Consider the following 21958-nt stretch of genomic DNA (forward strand, 5'->3'; position numbering starts at 1 on the left):
GTCAGAGACCCGTTGCCGGAATGCGCGTCATATGCAGTAACTGGCGTGCGCTCGCAGCTCGCTTTTCCTCAACACGGGCGTGAACCAGATCTGGCTCAACCAGCTTGAGGGCACGTGTTGGGCATTTTCCAATGCAGGCGGGACCCCCCTCTACGCCTACACACAGATCACATTTGCTGGCAATCATGCGTTCCTTGGGCTGCAAACGCCCTGACACATTGGTGTACAGTCCGTCCTGAACTACAGCTCGCCCGTCCCGATATTCGGGTACCATGGTAATGGCGCCGTAAGGGCAGGCGATCATACAGGTTTTACAACCGATACAGCTCTCGCTGTTAATGAGAATACAGCCGTCCGCGTTTGTAATGGAGCCGTTCGGGCAAGCGTTGGCACAAGGGGCATCCTCACAGTGACGGCATTGAACAGGGGCAGTGACTCCAATGGATTTAATAACCTTCAGACGTGGGTGAAAATGAAATTCGTCATCTGGCGAGATAAAAGGGTTACCTGCTGAATGTGCGATGACACATGCGATTTCACAGGTACGACAACCGATACACTGATCGGGATCAGCTAAAACAAAACGGTTCATACAACTCGACTCCTTTCTAACTAACGACAAAATACAATGGATACCGTATCAAAAAAGTTTTAAAATGCAGTTTTTGTTGGTTCAGAACATGATGAGCACAGGATGAACACGGATAAGACCCAGTAGCCTCTTATTAAGCATGGAGAGGCAGGATGCCGCCACGGTTCACCCTTTTAACTTAACGTGCTAATGAATGGAGTTACCTGTATTCTCTTTAGCGGGAGCATCACAGCTACGGCTTTGCTTGCCTGGTCCGCGCTTTTGGAAGGTCGTGTGCAGCAGATGATGCGATACATGACCAAGCGGCTCACCTAAAAATTCATCGTACAGCTTAATAATGTGAGGATTTTCATGCGATTTTCGCACCTGAAGCCCCGCATCATGTCCATAAATAGAGGATTTGCGTGCACGGTAAGCTTCAATCCGGTGTTTTTCCAGCATGAGCTTGGGTTGACCGCCTCCGCTAATACATCCGGCAGGACAGCCCATTACCTCAATAAAATGATAATCACATTCGCCTGCCTGCACACGATCCAGCAGTCCATAGGCATGTTGTAGCCCCGCGACGACCGCTACCTTAAGTTGTAGCTCACCCACCTGAACCTCCGCGACTCGAATGCCTTCCTCACCGCGAACAAAATCCAGTTGGAGTTTCGGTAGCTTTTCATTCGTCAACAGCTCATAACCTGTACGGATGGCGGCTTCCATAACGCCTCCGGTTACACCAAAAATGGACCCTGCTCCTGAATAACGTCCTAGCGGTGAATCGAATTCTTCATCTGGCAGATTCATAAAATCAATGCCGCTTTTCTTGATCCAGTATGCCAATTCACGCGTTGTCAGTACCTCATCCACGTCACGGTACCCGTCGGATTCCATTTCAGGACGATCACATTCGAATTGCTTGCAGGTACAAGGCATGATCGCAACGCTATAAATGTTCGCAGGTTCCACCTCGTCCAGTTGTGCACCATAGGTTTTGACCAGCGAGCCTAGCATTTGCATAGGTGATTTGCAACTGGATAGATGGTCCAACAGATCGGGATATTCAATCTCGGCAAACCGAACCCATGCCGGACAGCAGGAGGTAAACATCGGTAGCGGCCCACCTTCGGTTACACGACGAATCAGTTCGGTGCCTTCCTCCATAATGGTGACATCAGCTCCAAAGTTGGTGTCATATACCCGGTCAAAGCCCAGACGGCGCAGTGCTGCGGCCATTTTACCTGGCGTGAGCGTTCCAAATGGCATACCAAATTCCTCCGCGATTGAAACGCGAATGGCTGGAGCACATTGGACGATCCGAAACTGTCCCGGTTTCGTCATCATATCGGTTACCTTATTCAGGCTACCGCTATAATAGGCAGCGAATAGCGGTTCTCCGATGTCAGCAGGCATATCGCGCTCACGCATACGCACCTGACGTCTGCTTGCGGCTTCCTGTGGAGATGAATCTGCCCAATCGGATGCGTATACGCTGCATATTTGTACACACTGGCCACAGATCACGCAACGGTCTGCATTCACGGTTTGCGGCTCTCCGGGCTGTCCTTCTATGGCATCTACCGGACAAACCCCCGCACAGCGTCTACACCCGGTACACATACTGGGGTCAATATGAATAATGGGGTTGGTGCAATCTGTCGTCTCCATACAAGGAGCCCAAGAGGCATTGTTAGTTGTTATGGACATCTTATTTCTACCTTTCTGCGGCTGATTTTGGCCTTACAGGCGAGGGAAGAAGACTTCCCGCCGACGCTCGGGAAGCGGATCGGACTCGACTATAGCCAGCCGTAGGACATCGTTTGGACAGGCTTCTACACATGCAGGCTGTCCTCCGTTTGTGTCTGCGCACAGGTCGCATTTGCCTGCCGCGGTCCGGGGGAGAGCCTTGTGAGCGGCACGGTCGGTCAAGCCGGGCTGCGTCATGACTCGTCCTTCCCGGTAGACGGTGGATACCTCAATGGCCCCGAAGGGACAGGCCAATACACAAGAGGTGCAGCCGATGCACAGTTCCTCATCAATCATGACCACACCGTTCTCCTGTCGAATGGCCTGAACCGGACAGGCATGTGCGCAGGGCGCATTCTCACAATGCCGGCATTGCACAGGCACATATGTGCTTCCGCTACGCACCACATACACCTTGGGCACTACCGGCACGTTGACAGTACCAATAGAAGCGCCCACGTTGTTACTCTGTCCGTGGACGGCGAAGCAGGCCAGCTCGCACGCTTTGCAGCCGATGCAGTGTCCGGCATCTGCGACCACAAAGGAAGAAGCGACAGCGTTTGTTCTACTGGCTGCTCCCATTCTACTCGTCAAAGCTGACCGGGTATTTGCCGAACTGTGCAGCATGTTCCGGGTGCCGCTCATCTCGTCACCCTATCGGCTAAAACGGCTTCCTGGACGTTCATCTGTTTACGAATCCGTTGGTACGATTCATGAACATCACGTTCGGCCTGCGCTTGGTCGGCGATCCGTTCCAGCCGAATGGCGCAGTATTTTAATTCCGGTGTTTTGGACACCGGATCAAGAAAATCGGCGGTCAGCTCGTTACATGCTCCAACCCACCAGTGATAGGTCATGTAGGTCGCACCTTGTTGCACACGGTCACTGATTTGTGCCCGTGCCATGATGCGTCCCCGACGGGAGGATATGGCAACAATTTCGCCATCCAGAATGTTCAGATCTGCTCCGTCTTCCGGGCTAATCTGAATAAAGCCAGGCTCATCTGACAGTTGGCGTAGCGCACGGCAATTGCCAGTCATGGTACGCACGGAGTAATGGCCTACCTCACGGACTGTGGACAAGACAAGCGGGTATTTTGCATCCGGCTGTTCTTGTGGCGGACGCCATTCGCAGGCGAATAATCGGCCTTTGCCACTAGGCGTGGAAAATTGATTGCCTTTGTACAAATACGGTGTACCTGGATGATCCTCTGTAGGACAGGGCCACTGTACGCCGCCTTGTTCCTCCATTTTTTGGTAGCTGGCACCAGCGAATAACGGGCAGAGGCTTCGCATTTCATCCCAAATTTCCTCTGTGTTTGCATAGGACATAGGGTAGCCCATGGCTGTAGCAACCTCGCTAATAATGGCCCAGTCCGGCTTTACGTCACCTTGCGGCTCGACCGCTTTGCGAATGCGCTGAAAGCCGCGGTCTGCCGAGGAATACACACCATCATGCTCGCCCCAGGAGGTAGAAGGGAGGATGACATCGGCGTGCAGCGCCGTTTTATTCATGAAAATATCCTGCACCACGACGAATTCCAATTGGTCTAGCGCTTCACGTAACTCGGCGGCGTTCGGATCACTTTGTACAGGGTCCTCGCCGAAAATATAATAAGCTTTCAGCTTGTTCTCCTTCAGGATGAGGTGTGGCACCTCCGTAAGGGGATATCCTTTTTTACGCGGCAGCTCAACACCGTATGCTTTTTCAAACTTTTTGCGAACCGTGCTATCCGTTACATCCTGATAACCAGGATATACATTCGGCAATGCGCCCATGTCGCAGGAGCCCTGGACATTGTTTTGCCCCCGCACAGGCCCAATCCCCACATTCGGCTTGCCCAGATTTCCGGTCAACAGTGCAAGAGAGGCGAGTCCCTTTACCACGTCAACGGCCTGTGAAAATTGACATACGCCCATTCCATACAGAATTGTAGCGGTAGGGGTCTTTGCATATTCCCTCATAGCTGCTCGAATGTCAGCCGCCTTGACCCCCGTAATGCCTTCTGCATATTCGGGCGTATATTTTTTAATGCTTTCTACGTATTCGGCAAAGCCTTCTGTGTTTGCTTCCACATATCGTTTGTCGTACAGTCCTTCATGTACAAGCACATGACCAAAAGCATTCACCAAAGCCATGTTCGAACCGCCTTTTAGAGGTAGCCACATATCTGAAATGCGTCCAGTTTCAGTCATGCGCGGATCGCATACAATAATTTTGGCACCTCTTTGCTTGGCAGCTACAATGCGTCTTGCGACGATCGGATGTGTTTCGGGTGCATTATACCCAAACACGAAAATAAGATCAGAGTGTTCAATTTCTGGAATTGAGTTGGACATGGCCCCGTCCCCGAGTGAGTATGTCAAACCAGCCACAGAAGGGCCATGGCATACACGAGCGCAATGGTCAATATTGTTCGTGCCAATGACCGCCCGCATGAACTTTTGCATGACATAGTTGGCCTCGTTTCCCGGACCGCGTGCGGAGCCTGTTCCCATAATGGAATCGGGTCCGTATTTTTCCTTGATTGCTAAAAGGCGTTCAGCGGTATACTGGATGGCTTCTTCCCATTCTACTTCCTCCATAACCCCATTTTTGCGAATCAGGGGCTTGTGCAAGCGTGCAGTCAGAATTTGTGGGTCATTCAGAAAATCCCATCCATAGTGTCCTTTCAGACACAGTGTTCCTTCATTTGTACGACCACCAGCCGGCTCTGCGCCAATTACCTGTCCCTTGTCTACCAGCAAATGAAGCTGGCAACCGCTTCCGCAGTAGGGACATACGGTCAATACCTTGTCTGCCATGTGTGCAGCACCTCTTTTTATATGAATTAGATGAAGCTCGTAACATGAAAAAAAGCCAATACAAAAATGCCGCTTTACGCTGCATCCTGTACTGGCTTATCCGCGGGCGAGGAGACAAGCTCCTTCCCGCTAATCCAACCGGTGTATGTGTTGTAATTCAAGAGTAAAGATAATGTGTCCGTCTCCATGGGCGGAGGGGCAGACTTCCCAAGTATAGTTGAAGGGACTGCCAAGTGTTTTTTCCGCTTCGCTCATAAATTCCTTTTCCAAGTAAGGACGGAGGACGTTCCAATATTCTCTGACCGTTTCCCCAGCCCCTTCATGAACCAGAATTTCAGACAGATTGGACAATGTGCCCCAAACTTCTACCGTAATCCGGAGCGGCGACTCCAGTGAGACCTTGACGTTGTCCGGTCCTTTTCCCCGGTAATGCTTGACAATACAGACGGCCAGCTTCCTGATGCGCTCACGGTATTCCCATTCGGTATTCAACATCTGGACAACTCCGCTTCGAATCAAAATAAAAGCGTGCTTGCCGCACATGCCAGACAGCCTGTGTAGCTGATTTGCAGTAGAACGCACCCGTCCCGCCCAAGATGGTCTGCCTAGCACGGCGTATCACCCTTCTATGGTAAAACAGGTTGACCCGGAAAGATGTGAAATTCATTACACTGAGCCATAATTTTACATAGAAGAGGTTGGAGTGGACCTGATTGGCGGTTAGTGAGGTCAATCGAATGACTTTAGTTTGCGGCCAGCATATATGAAAAAGCCCTCTTAAACGGAGGGCTTTTACTCTTTTATCGTAATTTACTTTTTTTCCATTACAGCAAAGTAATTTTCTTCATTATCTGCAAAGTTAAATACTCTGCCTGAAGGCATATTTACAATTTCTCCGACTTTGACATTTTTATTGGATAAGTCGCCATGTAATTGATCGAGATTTTCCGAAAAAAACATTAAAGAAGGTGTACCGAGATTTAATTCAGGTGACATTTTAGCAACGAATTCCTTATTATGGAGAATGATACTTGTTTCTGCACCCTTTTCAGGAGCAATTTCAATCCATCTCATTCCTTGACCATTATTTTCTTCAGAAATTACATTAAATCCTACTTTTCCTGTCCAAAAATCCAGTGACTCATCTTGGTTATTTACATACAACATAATTTGACCGACTTTACTAATCATTGATTTTTCACTCCTTTGTATAAGTAATTACCCAACTCGATGATCCTAATCCTTACTATAGGTACAAGTTTCTTTACTGAACCAGACGCCAATATTACTACTGTAGACAGAGCTGACTTATGGAATGATTTTCACATGGTCATTCAAAAGACTAATTTTGCGGACTATTTAGTGTTTGTTCTTTTTCAACTATTGTCTGTTCATATCTTGTAATTTTATAATCCATGCGTTCCAACACGTTCTTCATGTCTTCCATTCTTGTTATGAGCTGCTTACGTTGCTCGATTAGGAGTTCTTTTCTAGCATCCATGGTTTCATCACCCTGTTGAAACAACCCAACATACTCAATCAAAATTTCAATTGGAAGACCTACGGCTCGCATACATTTGATGTATTCAACCCACCTGCAGTCTTCTTCCGTATAATCCCTGATTCCGCTTTTATTGCGGTTCACACGTGGAATAAGTCCGATGCGTTCATAATAGCGGAGTGTATCCTGTGATAGATCAAATTTTTTACTTACTTCTGCTATCAACATGCAGATTTCACCTCCCGATTTTCGCACAAGGACGCCCCAAGTAAATGGATAGGGCGTTCTTGTCGTTTCTTATATCAAAACGGTCATCGCATCAAAATTTACTGAGCGCCAATTACCGGATGAGGAACATACGGATCTTCCAGCAACGCAATTTCTTCAGGTGTTAACGTAATCGAGAGCGCAGCTACCGCATCTTCGAGATGAGACGTTTTCGTAGCACCGATAATGGGTGCTGTTACCGGTTCTTTCTGCAGCAACCAGGCAAGTGCGATTTGGACACGGGGAACTCCACGTTGTTCTGCGATTGCCGCAACCTGATCCACGATCAATTGATCGGTATGTGCAGTCGCATCATATTTAGATTTCGCAACTTGATCGGTTTCGGAACGATGTGTTGTTTCCTGCGCATCACGCGTCAATCTTCCTCCTGCAAGAGGGCTGTATGGAACCACACCGATTTTTTCTTCCTTACAAAGCGGCAGCATCTCCCGCTCCTCTTCACGATATAAGAGGTTTAAATGATTCTGCATCGATACAAACCGGGTCCATCCATTTTTCTCAGCTACATGTAACGCCTTCAGAAACTGCCATGCGTACATGGCAGAAGCACCAATATATCTTGCCTTCCCGGCCTTCACCACATCATGTAATGCTTCCATCGTCTCTTCGATGGGAGTATTATAATCCCAGCGGTGAATTTGGTACAAATCCACATAATCTGTTCCCAGTCTCTTAAGGCTTTTATCTACTTCACTCATGATTGCCTTTCGGGAAAGTCCCGCACCGTTGGGACCTTGATGCATACGGAAATGAACCTTCGTTGCGAGGACAATTTCATCTCGATTCGCATAATCCTTTAAAGCCCGTCCAACAATTTCCTCGCTTGTTCCGTCTGAATATACATTCGCAGTATCAAAAAAATTGATACCAAGCTCCAGGGCCTTTTTTATAATTGGACGACTGCGCTCTTCATCGAGTATCCATGGATGAATCCATCGCTCTGCAACACCAAAGCCCATACAGCCAAGACAAAGCCGGGATACATCCAAGCCGGTATTTCCAAGTTTCACATATTCCATTTGATTGTTCCTCACTTTCCTAGGTATTGTTTCCTTCAAATGTAGTTTACTCCGATTACTCTTCACCTACTTACATCCGATATTATTGCATTTGGAGTTAACTCCAAGTCAAGCGATTTTTTTACTACGCAGTGCATCAATAATCGGCTGAATCTGTTGACAAAATGATCTACGAACCCAGAGGTTAACATCATCGAGTATAGAGTAATGTTTTTGTCAAATAAGGGGTATTGAAGAATAGGAAGTGGAATTGTCGATGAATATAGCTGTGGTGATTTTAAATATGTTAGGTACTGTGATAATAACCAGGGAGCTGGATCACGGGTAAGTCGTCAGTTAGATAGTATGCTGATGGAACAAAAGTAAGGTTCATAGTGAAATAGTAAAAGCTCTGCTGACCTTAATGGGTCGGCAGAGCTTTTTGTTTAGTCAGTTCTATAACGATCATTCGAAGTACTTGATAAAATCAATTACACTGTCGTGCTGATTCTCAGAAAAAAGTCTAATATCATCTTTGAGATACCAAAATATCCAATTGAGGATATTCAGAATTCATACTTTTGTACAATCGGATATAATAAGAATTTCGACCGACATTGTAGTAATCGGTTAATGAGAGATTACCTAAAGACAGGTCTTCCGCCCATTTACTCTGATCTCTTCCTCGTGGTCGCTCCGTTTCAACGGGTGCACCGTATGCCGATTGCATTTTAGAACTAATTTTAAAGAAACGATCTATATAGTTTTGCATGTTACTAAATTTTTCAGGAAATAAAATCTGTCCGTCAATCAGTTTAGTGCTGTTTTTATTCTTCCCGGATAGGATATAAGTGTAAACTGCTTTGTACCCGTTGTATTCACCTTTGTAGTCCAAATAAGTATAGTACATATTACTCATGCCGTAATCATCCAATTCAGTGACAGCATTGACGAGAGGCAGTGTCTCGGACCTCTTAATTTGCTGAACTGTCATACCCCATACAGCATTTCTAAAATCTTTCCCTTGCAATTCTGGTGGAATGTTTTGGTTTTTACTCGGTGCAACTCCAATCCAGGCGTACTGTTCTGTAGGGTTACTGCCAAATGGTTTCCCGAGCGCTTGCGAAATTGCGCGCAGAGGAAGGTAAGTTACTCCATTGTATGATTTAGAGCTAATAGGCATACGAATTTCTTTTCCGTTGATATACATATTTTTAGCACCAATTACAAAGGTAATCGAATTATTCGAATTTGTTATTTTTACACGATCAGGAATATCGGGATCTACAGCAGCTGTATAGCCTAATTTTTTTAACAACGGGACAACTGGAACCATAAGGGTGTTACTTTCAATGCGAGGGGCAGATTGAAGTGTCACAATTTTTCCATCCAAAAAAATACGATAATTCGACGGATTTGCATGAATTGTTGGAATCGTTCCAAAATAGACAACAAAAATTAACAATAAGGTAAGAAGGCGCTTCATAATAATCTCCTCTTTTAATATTTTAGGAATTTGCAAACTCCTCATTTTACAAGTAGTCTATCAGACCTAGGAATATTTTTCTATCTGTAAATTTATTGAACAGAACACATGTTCTGTTTGTGATCTACACACGTTGTTACCTCAATAAACACAAGCAGATGTGAAGTAAAGCTGTCTCGTTGGGAAATGTTCATGGCGTATGTATACCAATATATATCCTAATATCTATCCCATGTTGCCTGAACCCGCCTTATAGCCTTAACCTATCACTTCTATAGATATCATATCTTAGACCAATCAGACATCCCGTGGTATATTGTTGACATCCAAGAGAAAGCCGTACAGCCTTCTCTACAATAGGTTCGAAAAACACAGGGGTGAATTATGATGAGCAAAAAGACCATGTTCGAGAAAATTTGGGATAACCATGTCATCTATCAGGAAGAGGGAAAGCCGAGTATTTTGTACATTGACCTTCACTTGGTTCATGAGGTAACCTCGCCACAGGCGTTTGAGGGGCTTCGTCTTAGCGGACGCAAGGTGCGTCGTCCAGAGCTTACGTTTGCGACGATGGATCATAATGTGCCGACAAAGGATCGCTACAATATCACGGACCCGATTTCCAAGCAACAGATTGATACATTAACTCAAAATTGCCGTGATTTCGGTGTCACTTTGTATGATCTGGATACGATTGATCAAGGTGTTGTTCACGTTATGGGGCCGGAGCTTGGTCTGACTCATCCGGGTAAAACCATTGTTTGTGGTGACAGCCACACCTCCACTCATGGCGCGTTCGGAGCGCTCGCTTTTGGTATCGGAACCAGCGAAGTAGAGCATGTCATGGCAACCCAATGTCTCCAGCAAGCCAAAGCAAAAACGATGGAAGTCCGATTTGTAGGACGCCGTAAACCGGGTGTGACAGCGAAGGATATGATTTTGGGCGTTATCGCCAAATACGGCACGGATTTCGCTACTGGTTATGTTATTGAGTATACAGGTGAATCTATCCGCGAATTGAGCATGGAAGAGCGCATGACCGTGTGCAACATGTCCATTGAAGGCGGAGCCAGAGCCGGTATGATCGCACCGGACGAAACAACCTTCAACTACTTGCGTGGACGTGAACATGTAGCGCAAGGATCTGCTTTTGAGCAGGCGGTTGCCGAGTGGAAAGAACTCGTAACAGATGAAGGCGCTGAGTTTGACGTTGTGCTGGAGTTTGATGTAGATTCTCTTATTCCGCAAGTAACCTGGGGTACTAGCCCGGGCATGGGTACAAATATTTCCGCTACTGTACCGATTCCGGCAGAATTGCCAACAGAGAATGAACGCAAAGCTGCTGAAAAAGCACTTGAATATATGGATTTGAAGCCAGGCACACCGATCACGGATATTGCTATTGATTATGTGTTTATCGGCTCATGCACGAACGGGCGGATTGAAGACTTGCGTGCTGCGGCTGAGGTTGCCAAGGGCTACCAGGTATCTGACAAAGTAACGGCAATCGTCGTACCAGGCTCAGGTCGTGTGAAAATTCAGGCCGAGGAAGAAGGATTGGACGTCATTTTCAAGGATGCAGGCTTTGAGTGGCGTGAAGCGGGATGCAGTATGTGTCTTGCAATGAATCCGGACGTGCTTCAACCGGGACAGCGCTGTGCGTCGACTTCCAACCGTAACTTTGAAGGACGTCAGGGACGCGGAGGACGGACTCACCTCGTATCTCCTGCAATGGCAGCCGCTGCGGCGATTCATGGACATTTTGTCGATGTGCGTGACTGGAAGTTCAAGCAGGAAGCAGTAGTCCAATAGGATACGGAGGAGGAATTTACAATGGAAGCATTCACAACTTTAAAAGGGATTGTAGCACCTGTGGATCGGGTGAACGTAGATACAGATGCTATTATCCCCAAGCAGTTTTTGAAACGAATTGAGCGCACAGGGTTTGGACAGTTTCTGTTTTACGAGTGGCGCTTTGATGAAGCGGGAAATATAAATCCTGAATTTGAACCGAACAAGCCTCGCTATGCAGGGGCGTCTGTTCTGATCTCCCGTGCCAACTTTGGCTGTGGCTCCTCACGTGAGCATGCGCCGTGGGCGATCATGGATTATGGATTCCGTTGCGTAATCGCACCGTCTTATGCGGATATCTTCTATAATAACTGTTTTAAAAATGGTATTTTGCCGATCAAGCTGTCTGAGGAGCAGGTAGAGGATTTGTTCCAGCGCACGGCAAAGAATGATAACTACCAATTGAACGTAGACCTGGACGCAAAAACAGTTACCGACGATTATGGTCTGCATATTGATTTTGATCTGGATGAGCACCGCCGTCAATTTTTGCTGCAAGGCCTGGATGACATTGGCCTGACGCTCCAGCATGAGTCGGAAATTCTGGCTTTTGAACAGAAGCGTGCTGCAAAGCAAGGCGCATAATTCCAGCTCTGTATGAGTTTGTAGCGATAAAGTGAACTGGTTTGTTGGACAAAAAGCCCGTACTGGCAATTCTTTTGCCTGCGGGCTTTTGTCATTTTCATAAGATAAATTGGTAAATAAGGGGTTGACGGTTCGATTCAGCATGGTATGGTAATGTAAAATGGCTAAAGGACTATCCCTATTACAGTAGCACAAAAAATACATATCTAAGTTAGGGGAATGAGGATGAAGAAATATGGTTGGTTGATACTGGTGGCTATTCTAATTGGGTTGTGGCCGTCCGCTTCTCATGTGAATGCGGCTGGAGCAGATTTGTTTTTAGATGGAAAAAGGATAGAGGCGCCCGCAGATGCCAAGCCTGAAATGGTCAATGGAAAAGTGATGGTTCCGCTGCGAGTCGTTGGTGAACAGCTTGGATACCAATTTAAATGGGAGCCGCAAGCCTATAAAATCTCAATCCAAAAAAACAGCACAGATATGTCCATGTATGTGGGCCGTACGTCGGCTGACGTAAATGGAAAAACAGTTAATTTGGATGCACCTCCTGTGCTGCGTGGTAACTCCACCATGGTTCCACTGCGTTTTGTCGGGGAGCAAATGGGGCTGAAGGTGGATTGGAATAATAAAAATAAATCCGTAAATCTCAGTCAGAAAGTGACAGCCCAGCAGACAGAAAAACAGCCTCAATCCCAAAAATCGTCACCAACGCAGGTGAAAAACACAAGCACACCAAAATCGTCTACGTCAACGACGACAATTATCAATCTCACTGGATCAGACAAGCTTACACAGGATGTACTCGCATTATCCAAGCAGCAGGATACAGAACAGCTAAAAGCAAATACGCTACTGGTGCAAAACATTACCTTTCAAGATGAAGCATTACAGATTTCATTGAACAGAGATGTAACGCCCAAAGTGACCAAAATGACGGGACCTGACCGCATTGTTGTAGATCTGGCAGAAGCGGCGCTGACGACAGAGCTTTCTCAGCAGTTTCCGGTTCGTAGCGATGGATTACGAGTACTGACGAATATTGACAGCGGGGATGTGCAGGAAGTCAGGTTTGCCCCCGCCGATGGACAAAAGGGCGGCGTCCGTATTGTAATTGCTTTAAACCAGGTACGTGATTACGAGCTTTCAACTAACAGCACAGGTGAAATCACACTTCAGTTGCGTGAACGCAATGTTGATCAGGCTGTGACACCAACCAATAGCGGCGGACGGAAAATTGTCGTCATTGATCCAGGGCATGGTGGCAAGGACCCTGGAGCAGGCAGTATCACTGGAAGGCACGAAAAGGAGTTTGCACTGGCTGTAGGGTTAAAGGTCAAGCAGCTTTTGCAAAACGATCCTGACATTCAGGTAGTCATGACCCGCGATGGAGATACGTATCCTACGCTGGATGAACGCCCCCAGCTAGCAAACGAACAGCAGGCAAGCGTGTTTGTTTCGATCCATGGAAACAGTATGCTGGCCTCCAATAAAGGAAAAGCCAACGGTTCTGAAACCTACTATGCACGTCAGGAAAGTCTGGGACTGGCAACAACGATGCATAAGCATCTTGTAGCAGCTACCGGATTTAAGGATAACGGGATTAAGGTGGCGAATCATATCGTGACGAGAAAGGCACAAATGCCAGCCGTGCTGCTGGAATGCGGCTATCTTAGTAATCAGTCTGATGAAGCGGCCATGTTCTCGGAAGAAGCCCAGGAAAGGATTGCGGAAGGGATTGTGGGCGGTCTAAAGGAATTTCTCGGGACTGTGACGGGCAATGTCACGAGTGAATCTATTAATTGATAATTTTGAAAATTTTAAATTAGATCGTATGAAATTCACCAAAAAGCTGCTTTTCATCCCTAGCTATGTTTAGGGAGAAAGCAGCTTTTTTTTTGTAATCGGGCAATGACTTTAGCAGCAAAGCGAATGAACTATATTTTTAGTCAAAATTCGACAAAACTAGTTCTTTGGCACGTATATTTCTGTTATGATGGAATATATTCGCAACTAATGGTGTGGAATTACGTCTAAAAGGTTGTCTGATATTACATAAGCGCGTATATCAGGTCGCCGCACCGGAGCATGTGGCAAAAAAATTATGAATGGAAGGGTGACGAATGAAGAAATTTGGTTTTTTGTTGTTATTATTTGTCTTCATGTGGGCGGTTCCGGGTTATGGACATGCGGCTTCGAGTGGAACACAAATCTATCTCGACGATCAACAGTTAAGTGTCCCGAGCGGTGCTAAGGCACAAGTAATTAGTGGAAATACAATGGTTCCGCTACGCGTAATTTCTGAAAATTTAGGTTATGACGTGACATGGAAGCAGCAGGCGCGAACCATAACGATTGAGAAGGACAGTACCTCGATCCGAATGATAATCGGAAGCAAGACGGCGACTGTCAATGGAAGCGACATTAGTCTGGATGCTTCGCCTCTGCTGCGTTCCAATTATGCCCTTGTACCGCTTCGCTTTATCGGCGAGCAAATGGGACTGGACGTAAAATGGGACAGTAGCTCCAAGTCCGTAAAATTATATACCCGCAGCAGCGGGTCGGGAAACGGTGAATTTACTCCTCCAAAATCCGGGAATAGCAGCACAGATACAGGAAGTGTAACTGTACCAACGAATAATGCCAGTTCAGGTGTAATGCAGGTGCAAGGGATCAGTTTCAGTCAAAACCGCTTAACCATTACGACTACGGGTGCAGTGAAGCCAAAAGCATTTACAATGACAACCCCTGATCGGGTGGTTGTGGATTTGCCGGCTACTGCGTTTGCTGACAACTTTGGGGATCAGCAAAAACTGGACAGCAACTTGAATGGTTCACTGGATATTCAGGATGAAGCGGATGTATCCGGTATCCGCTATGCTTTATTCCAAAAGGAACCTTCAACGGTTCGCGTTGTGATTGATCTGAAGCATGCCATGAACTACACCGCATACAATGACGGCTCGAATCGTGTAATCGTCGATCTGGCATCGAAGGATTCAGTTAATACAACACCTGACTCTACCTTACCAGATGGTTCACAGCCGGATGATACACAGACCTCACCAGTTAACAGCAATGGCAAAAAAGTCGTTGTTATTGATGCCGGTCATGGAGCGAAGGATTCCGGAGCCGTTGGGATTTCGAGAAAAAATTACGAAAAGACCTTCAACTTGGCTATGGCTCTGAAAGTAGAAAGCATTTTGAAGCAGAATCCGAAACTTGAGATTGTGTTGACACGCAGCGATGATACGTTTTTGGAGCTTAAACAGCGCGTAAAAGTGGCTGAAAATCTTAATGCCAACGTATTCGTGTCCATTCACGCCAACAGCAGCGGCAGCTCGGCTTCCAACGGTACAGAGACGTATTACCAGCGTAGTGCAAGCAAAGCGTTCGCCAACGTCATGCATAAGTACTTTGCTCCAGCGACAGGTTTGACAGACCGGGGCATTCGTTATGGCAATTTCCATGTCATTCGGGAAACGACGATGCCTGCTGTTTTGCTTGAGGTAGGATATCTCAGTAATGCGAAAGAGGAAGCCACACTGTTTGATGAAGATTTCCAAAACCGGGTAGCTCAAGGGATTGCAGACGGCATCACAGAGTATCTTGGTGTAAAATAAATCTTCAACAAATCGCTTGCCAACGTCAAGCAAGGAGGGGGACATATGAACAAGAAAATCGTAATCGCAGGTCTGCTGGCAATGTTTGCTATTGCAGGTGCAGGTTGCGCCTCCAAGCAGACAGCCGCTCCTGCGGCTCCATCTCAGGAAGCAAAAACGTCTGCGGCGCAAAATAGCACGCCAGAACAAACGGCCCCTGATTCATCGACTCAGACTACTGAGAGTAACGGAGCGAGTCAAACACCTGCATCCACGTCAACGGAGCCTACAAACACCAAGACGAATACGGAAAAAACAGGAGACCGCCAATCTCAGCAGATTACGGTGTACTACACCGATACACAAGAGACAGGCTTGAAGGAACAGAAAAAGGAAATTACCTACCCAAGCGAGCTGGAAAAATTCCAAAAGGCGTTTGAAGCTCTGCAAAAAAGTGGGGATTCTGCTCTGATACCGTTATGGTCCGACAAAATTTCCGTGCACAAGATCAAATTGGACAATGGAGCTTTGACGTTTGATATTTCCCTGCCGGACGAGGCTCGTCTGGGTGCTGGCGGCGAGGAATTGGCTATCGACGCTTTGAAGAAAACGATGTTCCAGTTCAAGGAAGTCAAAACGCTGGATTTGCTCGTAGATGGTCAGTCCCTGGAATCCTTAATGGGACATGTAGACCTGGATCATCCGATGAACCGTTAACAGATCAGATTGTATGAAAAATTCTTGGGAATTACACACTTTTCACGTGCAATCTGTGACAGTTAATGATAATATAGGAGTGTATTTCTCGCCTATGCAGGCAGTCATGCACAAATAGTATTCGTTTCTTTCCGGATGATTATTTAGAGTGACCGTCTTGATGCGGGCTATCCCGTATCAAGACGTTTTTTTTGGTAGGAGGTAGGATTCCGTGAATGCAGCAACCGCACGTCATATATTGGACACCATCGGTACAATGTTTCCGGATGCCCATTGTGAGCTGAACCATGATAATGCTTTTGAATTAACGATTGCTGTGTTATTGTCCGCTCAATGCTCCGATCAGATGGTGAATAAAGTAACGGCAGACCTGTTTCAAAAATACAAGAAACCCGAGGATTATTTGGCTGTTCCCATTGAAGAGCTGGAGCAGGATATCCGCAGAATCGGCTTGTACCGAAACAAGGCTAAGCATATTCATAACCTGTGCCGTATATTGATAGACCAGTACGGGGGAGAAATACCGTCTGAGCATGATGAGTTGGTCAAGCTTCCCGGTGTTGGGCGCAAGACGGCTAATGTCGTTGTGTCCACCGCTTTTAATGTACCTGCCATTGCGGTAGATACGCATGTAGAGCGTGTTTCCAAACGACTCGGCTTTGCGGGACGGGACGATTCAGTGCTTGAGGTTGAAAAAAAGCTGATGAAAAGGGTGCCAAGGGACGAATGGTCCTTGACCCATCACAGAATCATTTTTTTCGGTCGCTACCACTGTAAAGCCCAAAATCCTCAATGTCAGGTATGTCCGTTGCTCGATGTATGCAGGGAAGGCAAGAAACGTATGAAAACGTCCCGGATCAGGAAAGATAAGGAACGTAGAGCTTAAAGACCCGACAGAGATTACGAGGGTTTAACCATTTAAGTGTAGAAAAGGATGAAGAGTATGAAATGCATTTCGGTATATACAGACAATTTTGAGGCTTTCTCCGATATCTTTGAACAAATCGTAACATCGGAGTTTGCTGAAAACGAAGAACGTGAGCTTGAAGGAATTACGGTTAGCCATTCTGGTGATGTACCCGAGCATTATCTGGAGCGTATGTCTCAGAAGCCGGAAGTAGTCGTAATGAAGGACAAATCCCGCGGAATTACGATTTTGCAGCATGGTCAAGTATTTGAAATTTTGCTGCCAGTGCTTGAGACGGCAACCAATTAAGTTCAATTAGCGGACATGCTTGCATGGTCCGCCGAAGGCGGCTCGGCTGGTCTAACCAGCCTGGGGGCGCATGGCGTGCACAGTCCTTGAAGTCTATCATGGACGATTCCACATATCTAAAATATGAAATGTTCAATTACATCTTCAGAGGAGTTATTCTTAATGAGCATTTATGATTATTCAGCCGTTGCAATGAACGGCAAGGAAATCGCCCTTAGAGATTTTAAAGATAAGGTGGTGTTGATTGTAAATACGGCCAGCCAATGCGGGTTTACATTTCAATATCAGGATTTGCAGCGTCTGTATGATCACTATAAGGATAGAGGTTTGGTAATTCTCGGCTTTCCGTGCAATCAGTTTGCCGATCAGGAGCCAGATTCCAATGACAGCGTGCATACATTTTGTACCTTGAATTATGGGGTCGCATTCCCGATGTTCCAAAAGGTGGATGTACGTGACAAGCAGGCTCACCCGTTGTTTACATATCTTGCTTCGTCGTTGCCCTTTGAGGGCTTTGATGAAACGCATTCGGTTGCCAAAATACTTATTCCTTTAATTCACGAGCGTCATCCTGAATACTTGGCGGGAGATTCGATCAAATGGAATTTTACGAAATTCCTGATTGATCGGAACGGGAAAGTGGTCAAACGCTTTGAAGCGACGACTGATCCTCTGGATATGGAAGAGGATATCGAAGCTTTATTATAATGACCGTTTTGGACAGAATGAAACGAACTTATTTTTATGATTGATGAAAAGGCGGTTTCCCCAAAGTCATGCACTTGAGGGTAACGCCTTTTTTTTATAACTTTTTAATTGTGATGATTCTCACAGCGACTTAGGAATGCTACAATAAAGCTATTTGAGGCAGCTAAGAGACAAGGAGTGGAACTGTAGCTTATGATGCAAGCGATTACAGGAGATACCGGGGAAGAATGGAATACGATAGAGCGGCTGCGGGATTTTTTGCGCACAGCTGGGGATGGGGAAGGAGCAAAAGCTGTAGCTGAATTGCTGGAAAAGGCGGAAGCAGAGGAACTGACCATTGCATTTTGTGGACATTTTTCGGCTGGAAAGTCGAGTTTAATCAACAGTTTGTGCGGCAAAACAGTACTGCCGTCCGGGCCGATTCCTACGAGCGCTAATGTGGTGTCCATCCGTTACGGACGTTCGAGAGCGCTCATTCATCCGGCCAAAACATTAGAAAACCCGGAGCCGGAGATACTGGAAACCTCTCTGTTCGAGCTGGCTGAATATTGTAAAAATGGCGGAGCTTATGAATCGGTTCAGGTATGGGAGGATGTCCCGATGTTGGCTGGCGGAGGGGTATTGATGGATACGCCTGGTGTCGACTCCACGGACCACGGTCATGCGCTGGCGACACATTCAGCTTTACACTGGGCGGATATTGTTTTTTATGTGATGGATTATAACCATGTCCAATCGGAAAATAATTTGTCCTTTGCCAAAAGCCTGTCAGATTGGGGCAAGCCGTTATATTTGATTATTAACCAAATAGATAAGCATCGAGAGCGAGAGCTTTCATTTACACGTTATCGTAGTGAGGTGGAGGCCAGTTTTCATGCATGGCAGGTTAATTACACGGATATACTGTTCACCTCCTTGAAAGAGCAAAGTCATCCTTGGAACCAGTGGAAAGAGCTACCATTGCTGATTAAAGCACTGCTGGAGCGAAAAACAGAGCTATTGTTGTACAGTTTGGTTTCCTCCATGCGCCATTTGGCGGATCAACATGTGAAGGCTGTACAGGCTGCTGCGGAAGAGGAACTGAACACGTTGCTGGAAGAGGCAGGCGGGGAGGAAGCAATTTCGCGTCTGGATACGGAGCTGGAAATCTTGCAGCAAGAGGATGAACACTGGCAGATGCTGCCGGAGCAGGAGTATAAACGGCTGCGGCAAGAGCTGGATCAGCTACTGGAGCATGCACATTTGACACCAGCAGAGCTGCGAGAGGCGGCGGGCGAATATCTGGAGAGCCGCAGGCCGGGTTTCAAGACCGGGCTGTGGTTCGCTGGAGGTAAGACGGAGCGAGAGAAGGGAGTACGTTTGGAACGACTGACTGGTATGTTGGCTGATCAGGTAGAGGGTCAGTTGCTCCCCCACGTTCGAGAGCTGCTGCGTTCCTGGGGGGACGGGCATGGTTTGTGGTCGGCTGCGCTGGAGCAAGAGCTGGAGAAAATTCGTCCTGTGACGGATCGACAATTGGTTGAGCAGACGGTGAAAGAAACAGCGTTGTCGCCAGAGTATACACTGAACTATTGCAAGGATTTGCGCAGCACCGTCACGGCAGATTGCCGTCACAAGGCGTTGGCGCTGGCAGACCGCCTGCTGGCGCAACTGACTGCGCAGGCTGAGACACGCCGCGAGGCTCTCGCATCCGCGCGCACCGAGCTGCTGGCGCAGGCGGACGCGGCAGGCCGTTACCGCGCCCGCCTAAGCGCATCGGCTGCGCACGCCACCGCGCTGCGCAGTCTGCTGCCGCAAGCTGCTGTGCCCGGCGCGTTGCCTCGCGCGGCAACGCCTGCGCCCGTGGCGGAAACCGCCGCTGCGGCTTCGCCCGCGACAGTGAGCGCTGCGCGTACCACCACCGCTGGCGCAGGGGCCGCATCGGCGCAGCCGCTGGCGGGCACGGCGGTAGCACAGCCCGCCGCCGGAGGCCGCCGCACGCGGCTGGATGCAGCAGCGTCCCGGTTGGAGGCCGCCGCTGCATTAGTGAGTCCGTACCCTGCCATGCAGGCGGTGGTACGGGATTTACACGCCCGCGCCGCTGCGCTGGAGGGCGGGCGGTTCACGCTGGCGCTGTTCGGAGCGTTCAGCGCCGGGAAGTCCAGCTTCGCCAACGCTTTGCTGGGCGAGGCGGTGCTGCCCGTATCGCCGCATCCGACGACAGCGGCGATTAACCGGATTATGGTGCCCGCAAGCCAGGAGCGTCATGCCACCGCTGACGTCCAAATGAAATCCGTGGACGCTTTGCGTGAAGACCTTAAATACTCGTTCCGTCTGCTAGGACTGGGAGAACCGGGTGTAGAAGGATGGCAGGATGCCGTACATGCGTTGTCGCCGGAAGGTATTCACCCTGCCGGACGGCCCCATTACAGCTTTTTGAAGGCCGCCGCAGCTGGGTGGGCAGAAGCTGAAAGCTTGCTGGGCCAGCAACTTCAAGTAAATCTGGAGCAATATCGGGACTTTGTTGCCTCTGAGCATAAGTCATGCTTTGTAGAGCATATTGACCTTTATTATGACTGTCCTTTGACCCGTCAGGGGATCGTGCTGGTGGATACGCCCGGAGCGGATTCAGTAAATGCGCGCCACACAGGCGTAACCTTCAATTATATGAAGCATGCGGACGCTCTTGTATTTGTCACCTACTATAATCATGCGTTTACCCAGGGAGATCGTCAATTTTTGAATCAATTGGGTCGGGTGAAAGAGACGTTGGCGTTGGATCAGACCTTTTTTATCGTCAATGCAGCGGATCTCGCTTCGTCCGAAGAAGAGCTACTATCCGTGACCAAACATGTGCAAGAGCAACTGCAAGCAAACGGGATTCGTAAGCCGCGTATTTATCCGCTGTCAAGTATGCTGGCGCTGGAAGCAGCCGAGCAGGGAGAGGCTTCGCTGCGTGCGTCCTCACTTTTTGATGCGTTTGAAAATGATTTTTCAGCATTCGCAGCCGAAGAACTGGCCGGATTGTCCATTGCGTCCGCCATGCAGGAGCTGGCGCGGCTGCGGAACCGGATAGAGCAACACGCCGTCGATGCCAGGTATAGCGTGGAGGAACGCGAAGGGCGGTTGGAGCGATTAACCCATATCCGCGAAGAACTGGAGCAAACCCTCTTGAGTCTGTCTGACAGCAGCGGTGCAGCCGTGTTGTCTGGGGAAACCGATGAACTGTTGTTTCACGTACGCCAACGGCTTGCTTATCGGACTGGAGAGTTTATGGCGGAGGCGTTTCATCCGTCTGTCCTGCGGGAAGGCGTGGGCGATCTTCGCTCAGCCTTTGCATCCTGTGGCCGTGAACTAATGCGCCTGATCGAACTGGAGCTGTCACAGGAATTGCTGGCAACCACGCTCAGGCTGGAAAAAACGGGACAAAGCTTGGTACGCAAGGCTGTACAACGGTGCGTAGAGGATATGAACCATCAACTGGAAGGACTGGATTGCACGGTTCCTGAACCCCGAGAGTGGGCTGTTCCCGAACTGATCGAAATTTCCTTGCAGGAGTCCGTCCATTGGAAGGAATATTGGAACAGCTTTAAAAATCCAAAGCTATTTTTTGAAGGAGCGGGTCGCGCGGGTCTGCAAACCAAGCTGGAGCCGGTGCTGCGCGAGCGAATCGGGGAAGCTGTAGAGCAACAGCGGGAACAACTATCCTCTTTTTACATTACGCTGGTGCAGGAGGAACAAACGTGGCAGACGGCTCTGCTTCGGGAGCAGATGTTGGAGACGATTCGTGGTATGGAGCATGCACTTACGGGTGGTGAGCAGCCACAGGTTTGGGAAGAGCTTGCTAGCCGGATCGCCGCCTTGGAGAAGGAAGAATCTCTGAGATAAAGTATATAAATATGCACA

At 47.9% G+C, this 21958-nt stretch carries 18 protein-coding genes; 9 read left to right on the plus strand and 9 right to left on the minus strand.

The features are described from left to right. Position 1 precedes the first annotated feature (1 nt). The 9 genes from ACQ4MX_RS27075 to ACQ4MX_RS27115 form a co-directional block, all read right to left on the minus strand. Positions 2–592: a 4Fe-4S dicluster domain-containing protein gene (locus tag ACQ4MX_RS27075; protein ID WP_431088351.1), complete on the minus strand. Its 591-nt coding sequence runs from the start codon at positions 590–592 to the stop codon at positions 2–4. 186 nt (positions 593–778) lie between these two features. Then, complete coding sequence (locus tag ACQ4MX_RS27080) at positions 779–2284, minus strand: [FeFe] hydrogenase, group A (RefSeq protein ID WP_431088352.1); 1506 nt, start codon at positions 2282–2284, stop codon at positions 779–781. A 33-nt stretch (positions 2285–2317) separates the two neighbouring features. Further along, positions 2318–2968, minus strand: a complete 651-nt coding sequence (locus ACQ4MX_RS27085) for a 4Fe-4S dicluster domain-containing protein (protein ID WP_431088353.1) — start codon at positions 2966–2968, stop codon at positions 2318–2320. Beyond that, positions 2965–5127, minus strand: coding sequence for a formate dehydrogenase subunit alpha (gene fdhF / locus ACQ4MX_RS27090; RefSeq protein ID WP_431088354.1), 2163 nt, complete (start codon positions 5125–5127; stop codon positions 2965–2967). Before fdhF ends, ACQ4MX_RS27085 begins: the two co-directional genes overlap by 4 nt. A 129-nt stretch (positions 5128–5256) precedes the next feature. Then, positions 5257–5739: a DUF2294 domain-containing protein gene (locus ACQ4MX_RS27095; protein WP_431088355.1), complete on the minus strand. Its 483-nt coding sequence runs from the start codon at positions 5737–5739 to the stop codon at positions 5257–5259. A gap of 198 nt (positions 5740–5937) precedes the next feature. Next, the gene (locus ACQ4MX_RS27100) at positions 5938–6318 is read right to left on the minus strand and encodes a VOC family protein (protein ID WP_044647562.1); all 381 of its coding nucleotides are present in this window, start codon (positions 6316–6318) and stop codon (positions 5938–5940) included. 151 nt (positions 6319–6469) lie between these two features. Continuing rightward, positions 6470–6856, minus strand: a complete 387-nt coding sequence (locus ACQ4MX_RS27105; RefSeq protein WP_431088357.1) for a MerR family transcriptional regulator — start codon at positions 6854–6856, stop codon at positions 6470–6472. 98 nt (positions 6857–6954) lie between these two features. Next, positions 6955–7935 carry an aldo/keto reductase gene (locus tag ACQ4MX_RS27110; protein ID WP_431088359.1) on the minus strand — a complete coding sequence of 327 codons (981 nt, stop codon included), beginning with the start codon at positions 7933–7935 and terminating at the stop codon, positions 6955–6957. A gap of 508 nt (positions 7936–8443) precedes the next feature. After that, positions 8444–9400, minus strand: a complete 957-nt coding sequence (locus ACQ4MX_RS27115) for a copper amine oxidase N-terminal domain-containing protein (protein ID WP_431088360.1) — start codon at positions 9398–9400, stop codon at positions 8444–8446. Positions 9401–9787: 387 nt separating this feature from the next. On the opposite strand from ACQ4MX_RS27115, the gene leuC reads away from it, so the two are divergent. From leuC to ACQ4MX_RS27160, 9 genes are all read left to right on the plus strand, one after another. Next, the gene (gene leuC, locus ACQ4MX_RS27120; RefSeq protein ID WP_431091424.1) at positions 9788–11212 is read left to right on the plus strand and encodes a 3-isopropylmalate dehydratase large subunit; all 1425 of its coding nucleotides are present in this window, start codon (positions 9788–9790) and stop codon (positions 11210–11212) included. Between the two features lie 21 nt (positions 11213–11233). After that, on the plus strand, positions 11234–11836 hold the full coding sequence (gene leuD, locus ACQ4MX_RS27125; RefSeq protein ID WP_134913989.1) for a 3-isopropylmalate dehydratase small subunit: 603 nt from the start codon (positions 11234–11236) through the stop codon (positions 11834–11836). 225 nt (positions 11837–12061) lie between these two features. Continuing rightward, the gene (locus ACQ4MX_RS27130) at positions 12062–13636 is read left to right on the plus strand and encodes an N-acetylmuramoyl-L-alanine amidase (protein WP_431088362.1); all 1575 of its coding nucleotides are present in this window, start codon (positions 12062–12064) and stop codon (positions 13634–13636) included. Between the two features lie 317 nt (positions 13637–13953). Next, positions 13954–15453: an N-acetylmuramoyl-L-alanine amidase gene (locus ACQ4MX_RS27135; protein WP_431088364.1), complete on the plus strand. Its 1500-nt coding sequence runs from the start codon at positions 13954–13956 to the stop codon at positions 15451–15453. Positions 15454–15498: 45 nt separating this feature from the next. Further along, positions 15499–16149: a GerMN domain-containing protein gene (locus ACQ4MX_RS27140; RefSeq protein WP_431088365.1), complete on the plus strand. Its 651-nt coding sequence runs from the start codon at positions 15499–15501 to the stop codon at positions 16147–16149. A 211-nt stretch (positions 16150–16360) separates the two neighbouring features. Further along, positions 16361–17035, plus strand: a complete 675-nt coding sequence (nth, locus tag ACQ4MX_RS27145) for an endonuclease III (protein WP_431088366.1) — start codon at positions 16361–16363, stop codon at positions 17033–17035. 57 nt (positions 17036–17092) lie between these two features. Then, positions 17093–17365: a hypothetical protein gene (locus ACQ4MX_RS27150; protein ID WP_014282011.1), complete on the plus strand. Its 273-nt coding sequence runs from the start codon at positions 17093–17095 to the stop codon at positions 17363–17365. Between the two features lie 162 nt (positions 17366–17527). Beyond that, complete coding sequence (locus ACQ4MX_RS27155; RefSeq protein WP_431088367.1) at positions 17528–18073, plus strand: glutathione peroxidase; 546 nt, start codon at positions 17528–17530, stop codon at positions 18071–18073. Between the two features lie 192 nt (positions 18074–18265). Next, the gene (locus ACQ4MX_RS27160; protein ID WP_431088368.1) at positions 18266–21940 is read left to right on the plus strand and encodes a dynamin family protein; all 3675 of its coding nucleotides are present in this window, start codon (positions 18266–18268) and stop codon (positions 21938–21940) included. Positions 21941–21958 lie beyond the last annotated feature (18 nt).

The sequence above is a fragment of the Paenibacillus sp. 8b26 genome (assembly GCF_050626875.1).
In the GTDB taxonomy this organism is placed as follows: Bacteria; Bacillota; Bacilli; order Paenibacillales; family Paenibacillaceae; genus Paenibacillus.

Coding starts and splice junctions, on each gene's coding strand:
- ACQ4MX_RS27135 (WP_431088364.1), top strand. CDS start 13,954: ATGAAGAAATTTGGTTTTTTGTTGTTATTATTTGTCTTCATGTGGGCG.
- ACQ4MX_RS27140 (WP_431088365.1), top strand. CDS start 15,499: ATGAACAAGAAAATCGTAATCGCAGGTCTGCTGGCAATGTTTGCTATT.
- ACQ4MX_RS27130 (WP_431088362.1), top strand. CDS start 12,062: ATGAAGAAATATGGTTGGTTGATACTGGTGGCTATTCTAATTGGGTTG.
- ACQ4MX_RS27115 (WP_431088360.1), bottom strand. CDS start 9,400: ATGAAGCGCCTTCTTACCTTATTGTTAATTTTTGTTGTCTATTTTGGA.
- ACQ4MX_RS27105 (WP_431088357.1), bottom strand. CDS start 6,856: ATGTTGATAGCAGAAGTAAGTAAAAAATTTGATCTATCACAGGATACA.
- ACQ4MX_RS27075 (WP_431088351.1), bottom strand. CDS start 592: ATGAACCGTTTTGTTTTAGCTGATCCCGATCAGTGTATCGGTTGTCGT.
- leuC (WP_431091424.1), top strand. CDS start 9,788: ATGAGCAAAAAGACCATGTTCGAGAAAATTTGGGATAACCATGTCATC.
- ACQ4MX_RS27080 (WP_431088352.1), bottom strand. CDS start 2,284: ATGTCCATAACAACTAACAATGCCTCTTGGGCTCCTTGTATGGAGACG.
- leuD (WP_134913989.1), top strand. CDS start 11,234: ATGGAAGCATTCACAACTTTAAAAGGGATTGTAGCACCTGTGGATCGG.
- ACQ4MX_RS27085 (WP_431088353.1), bottom strand. CDS start 2,968: ATGAGCGGCACCCGGAACATGCTGCACAGTTCGGCAAATACCCGGTCA.
- ACQ4MX_RS27155 (WP_431088367.1), top strand. CDS start 17,528: ATGAGCATTTATGATTATTCAGCCGTTGCAATGAACGGCAAGGAAATC.
- ACQ4MX_RS27110 (WP_431088359.1), bottom strand. CDS start 7,935: ATGGAATATGTGAAACTTGGAAATACCGGCTTGGATGTATCCCGGCTT.
- ACQ4MX_RS27160 (WP_431088368.1), top strand. CDS start 18,266: ATGATGCAAGCGATTACAGGAGATACCGGGGAAGAATGGAATACGATA.
- ACQ4MX_RS27150 (WP_014282011.1), top strand. CDS start 17,093: ATGAAATGCATTTCGGTATATACAGACAATTTTGAGGCTTTCTCCGAT.
- ACQ4MX_RS27100 (WP_044647562.1), bottom strand. CDS start 6,318: ATGATTAGTAAAGTCGGTCAAATTATGTTGTATGTAAATAACCAAGAT.
- fdhF (WP_431088354.1), bottom strand. CDS start 5,127: ATGGCAGACAAGGTATTGACCGTATGTCCCTACTGCGGAAGCGGTTGC.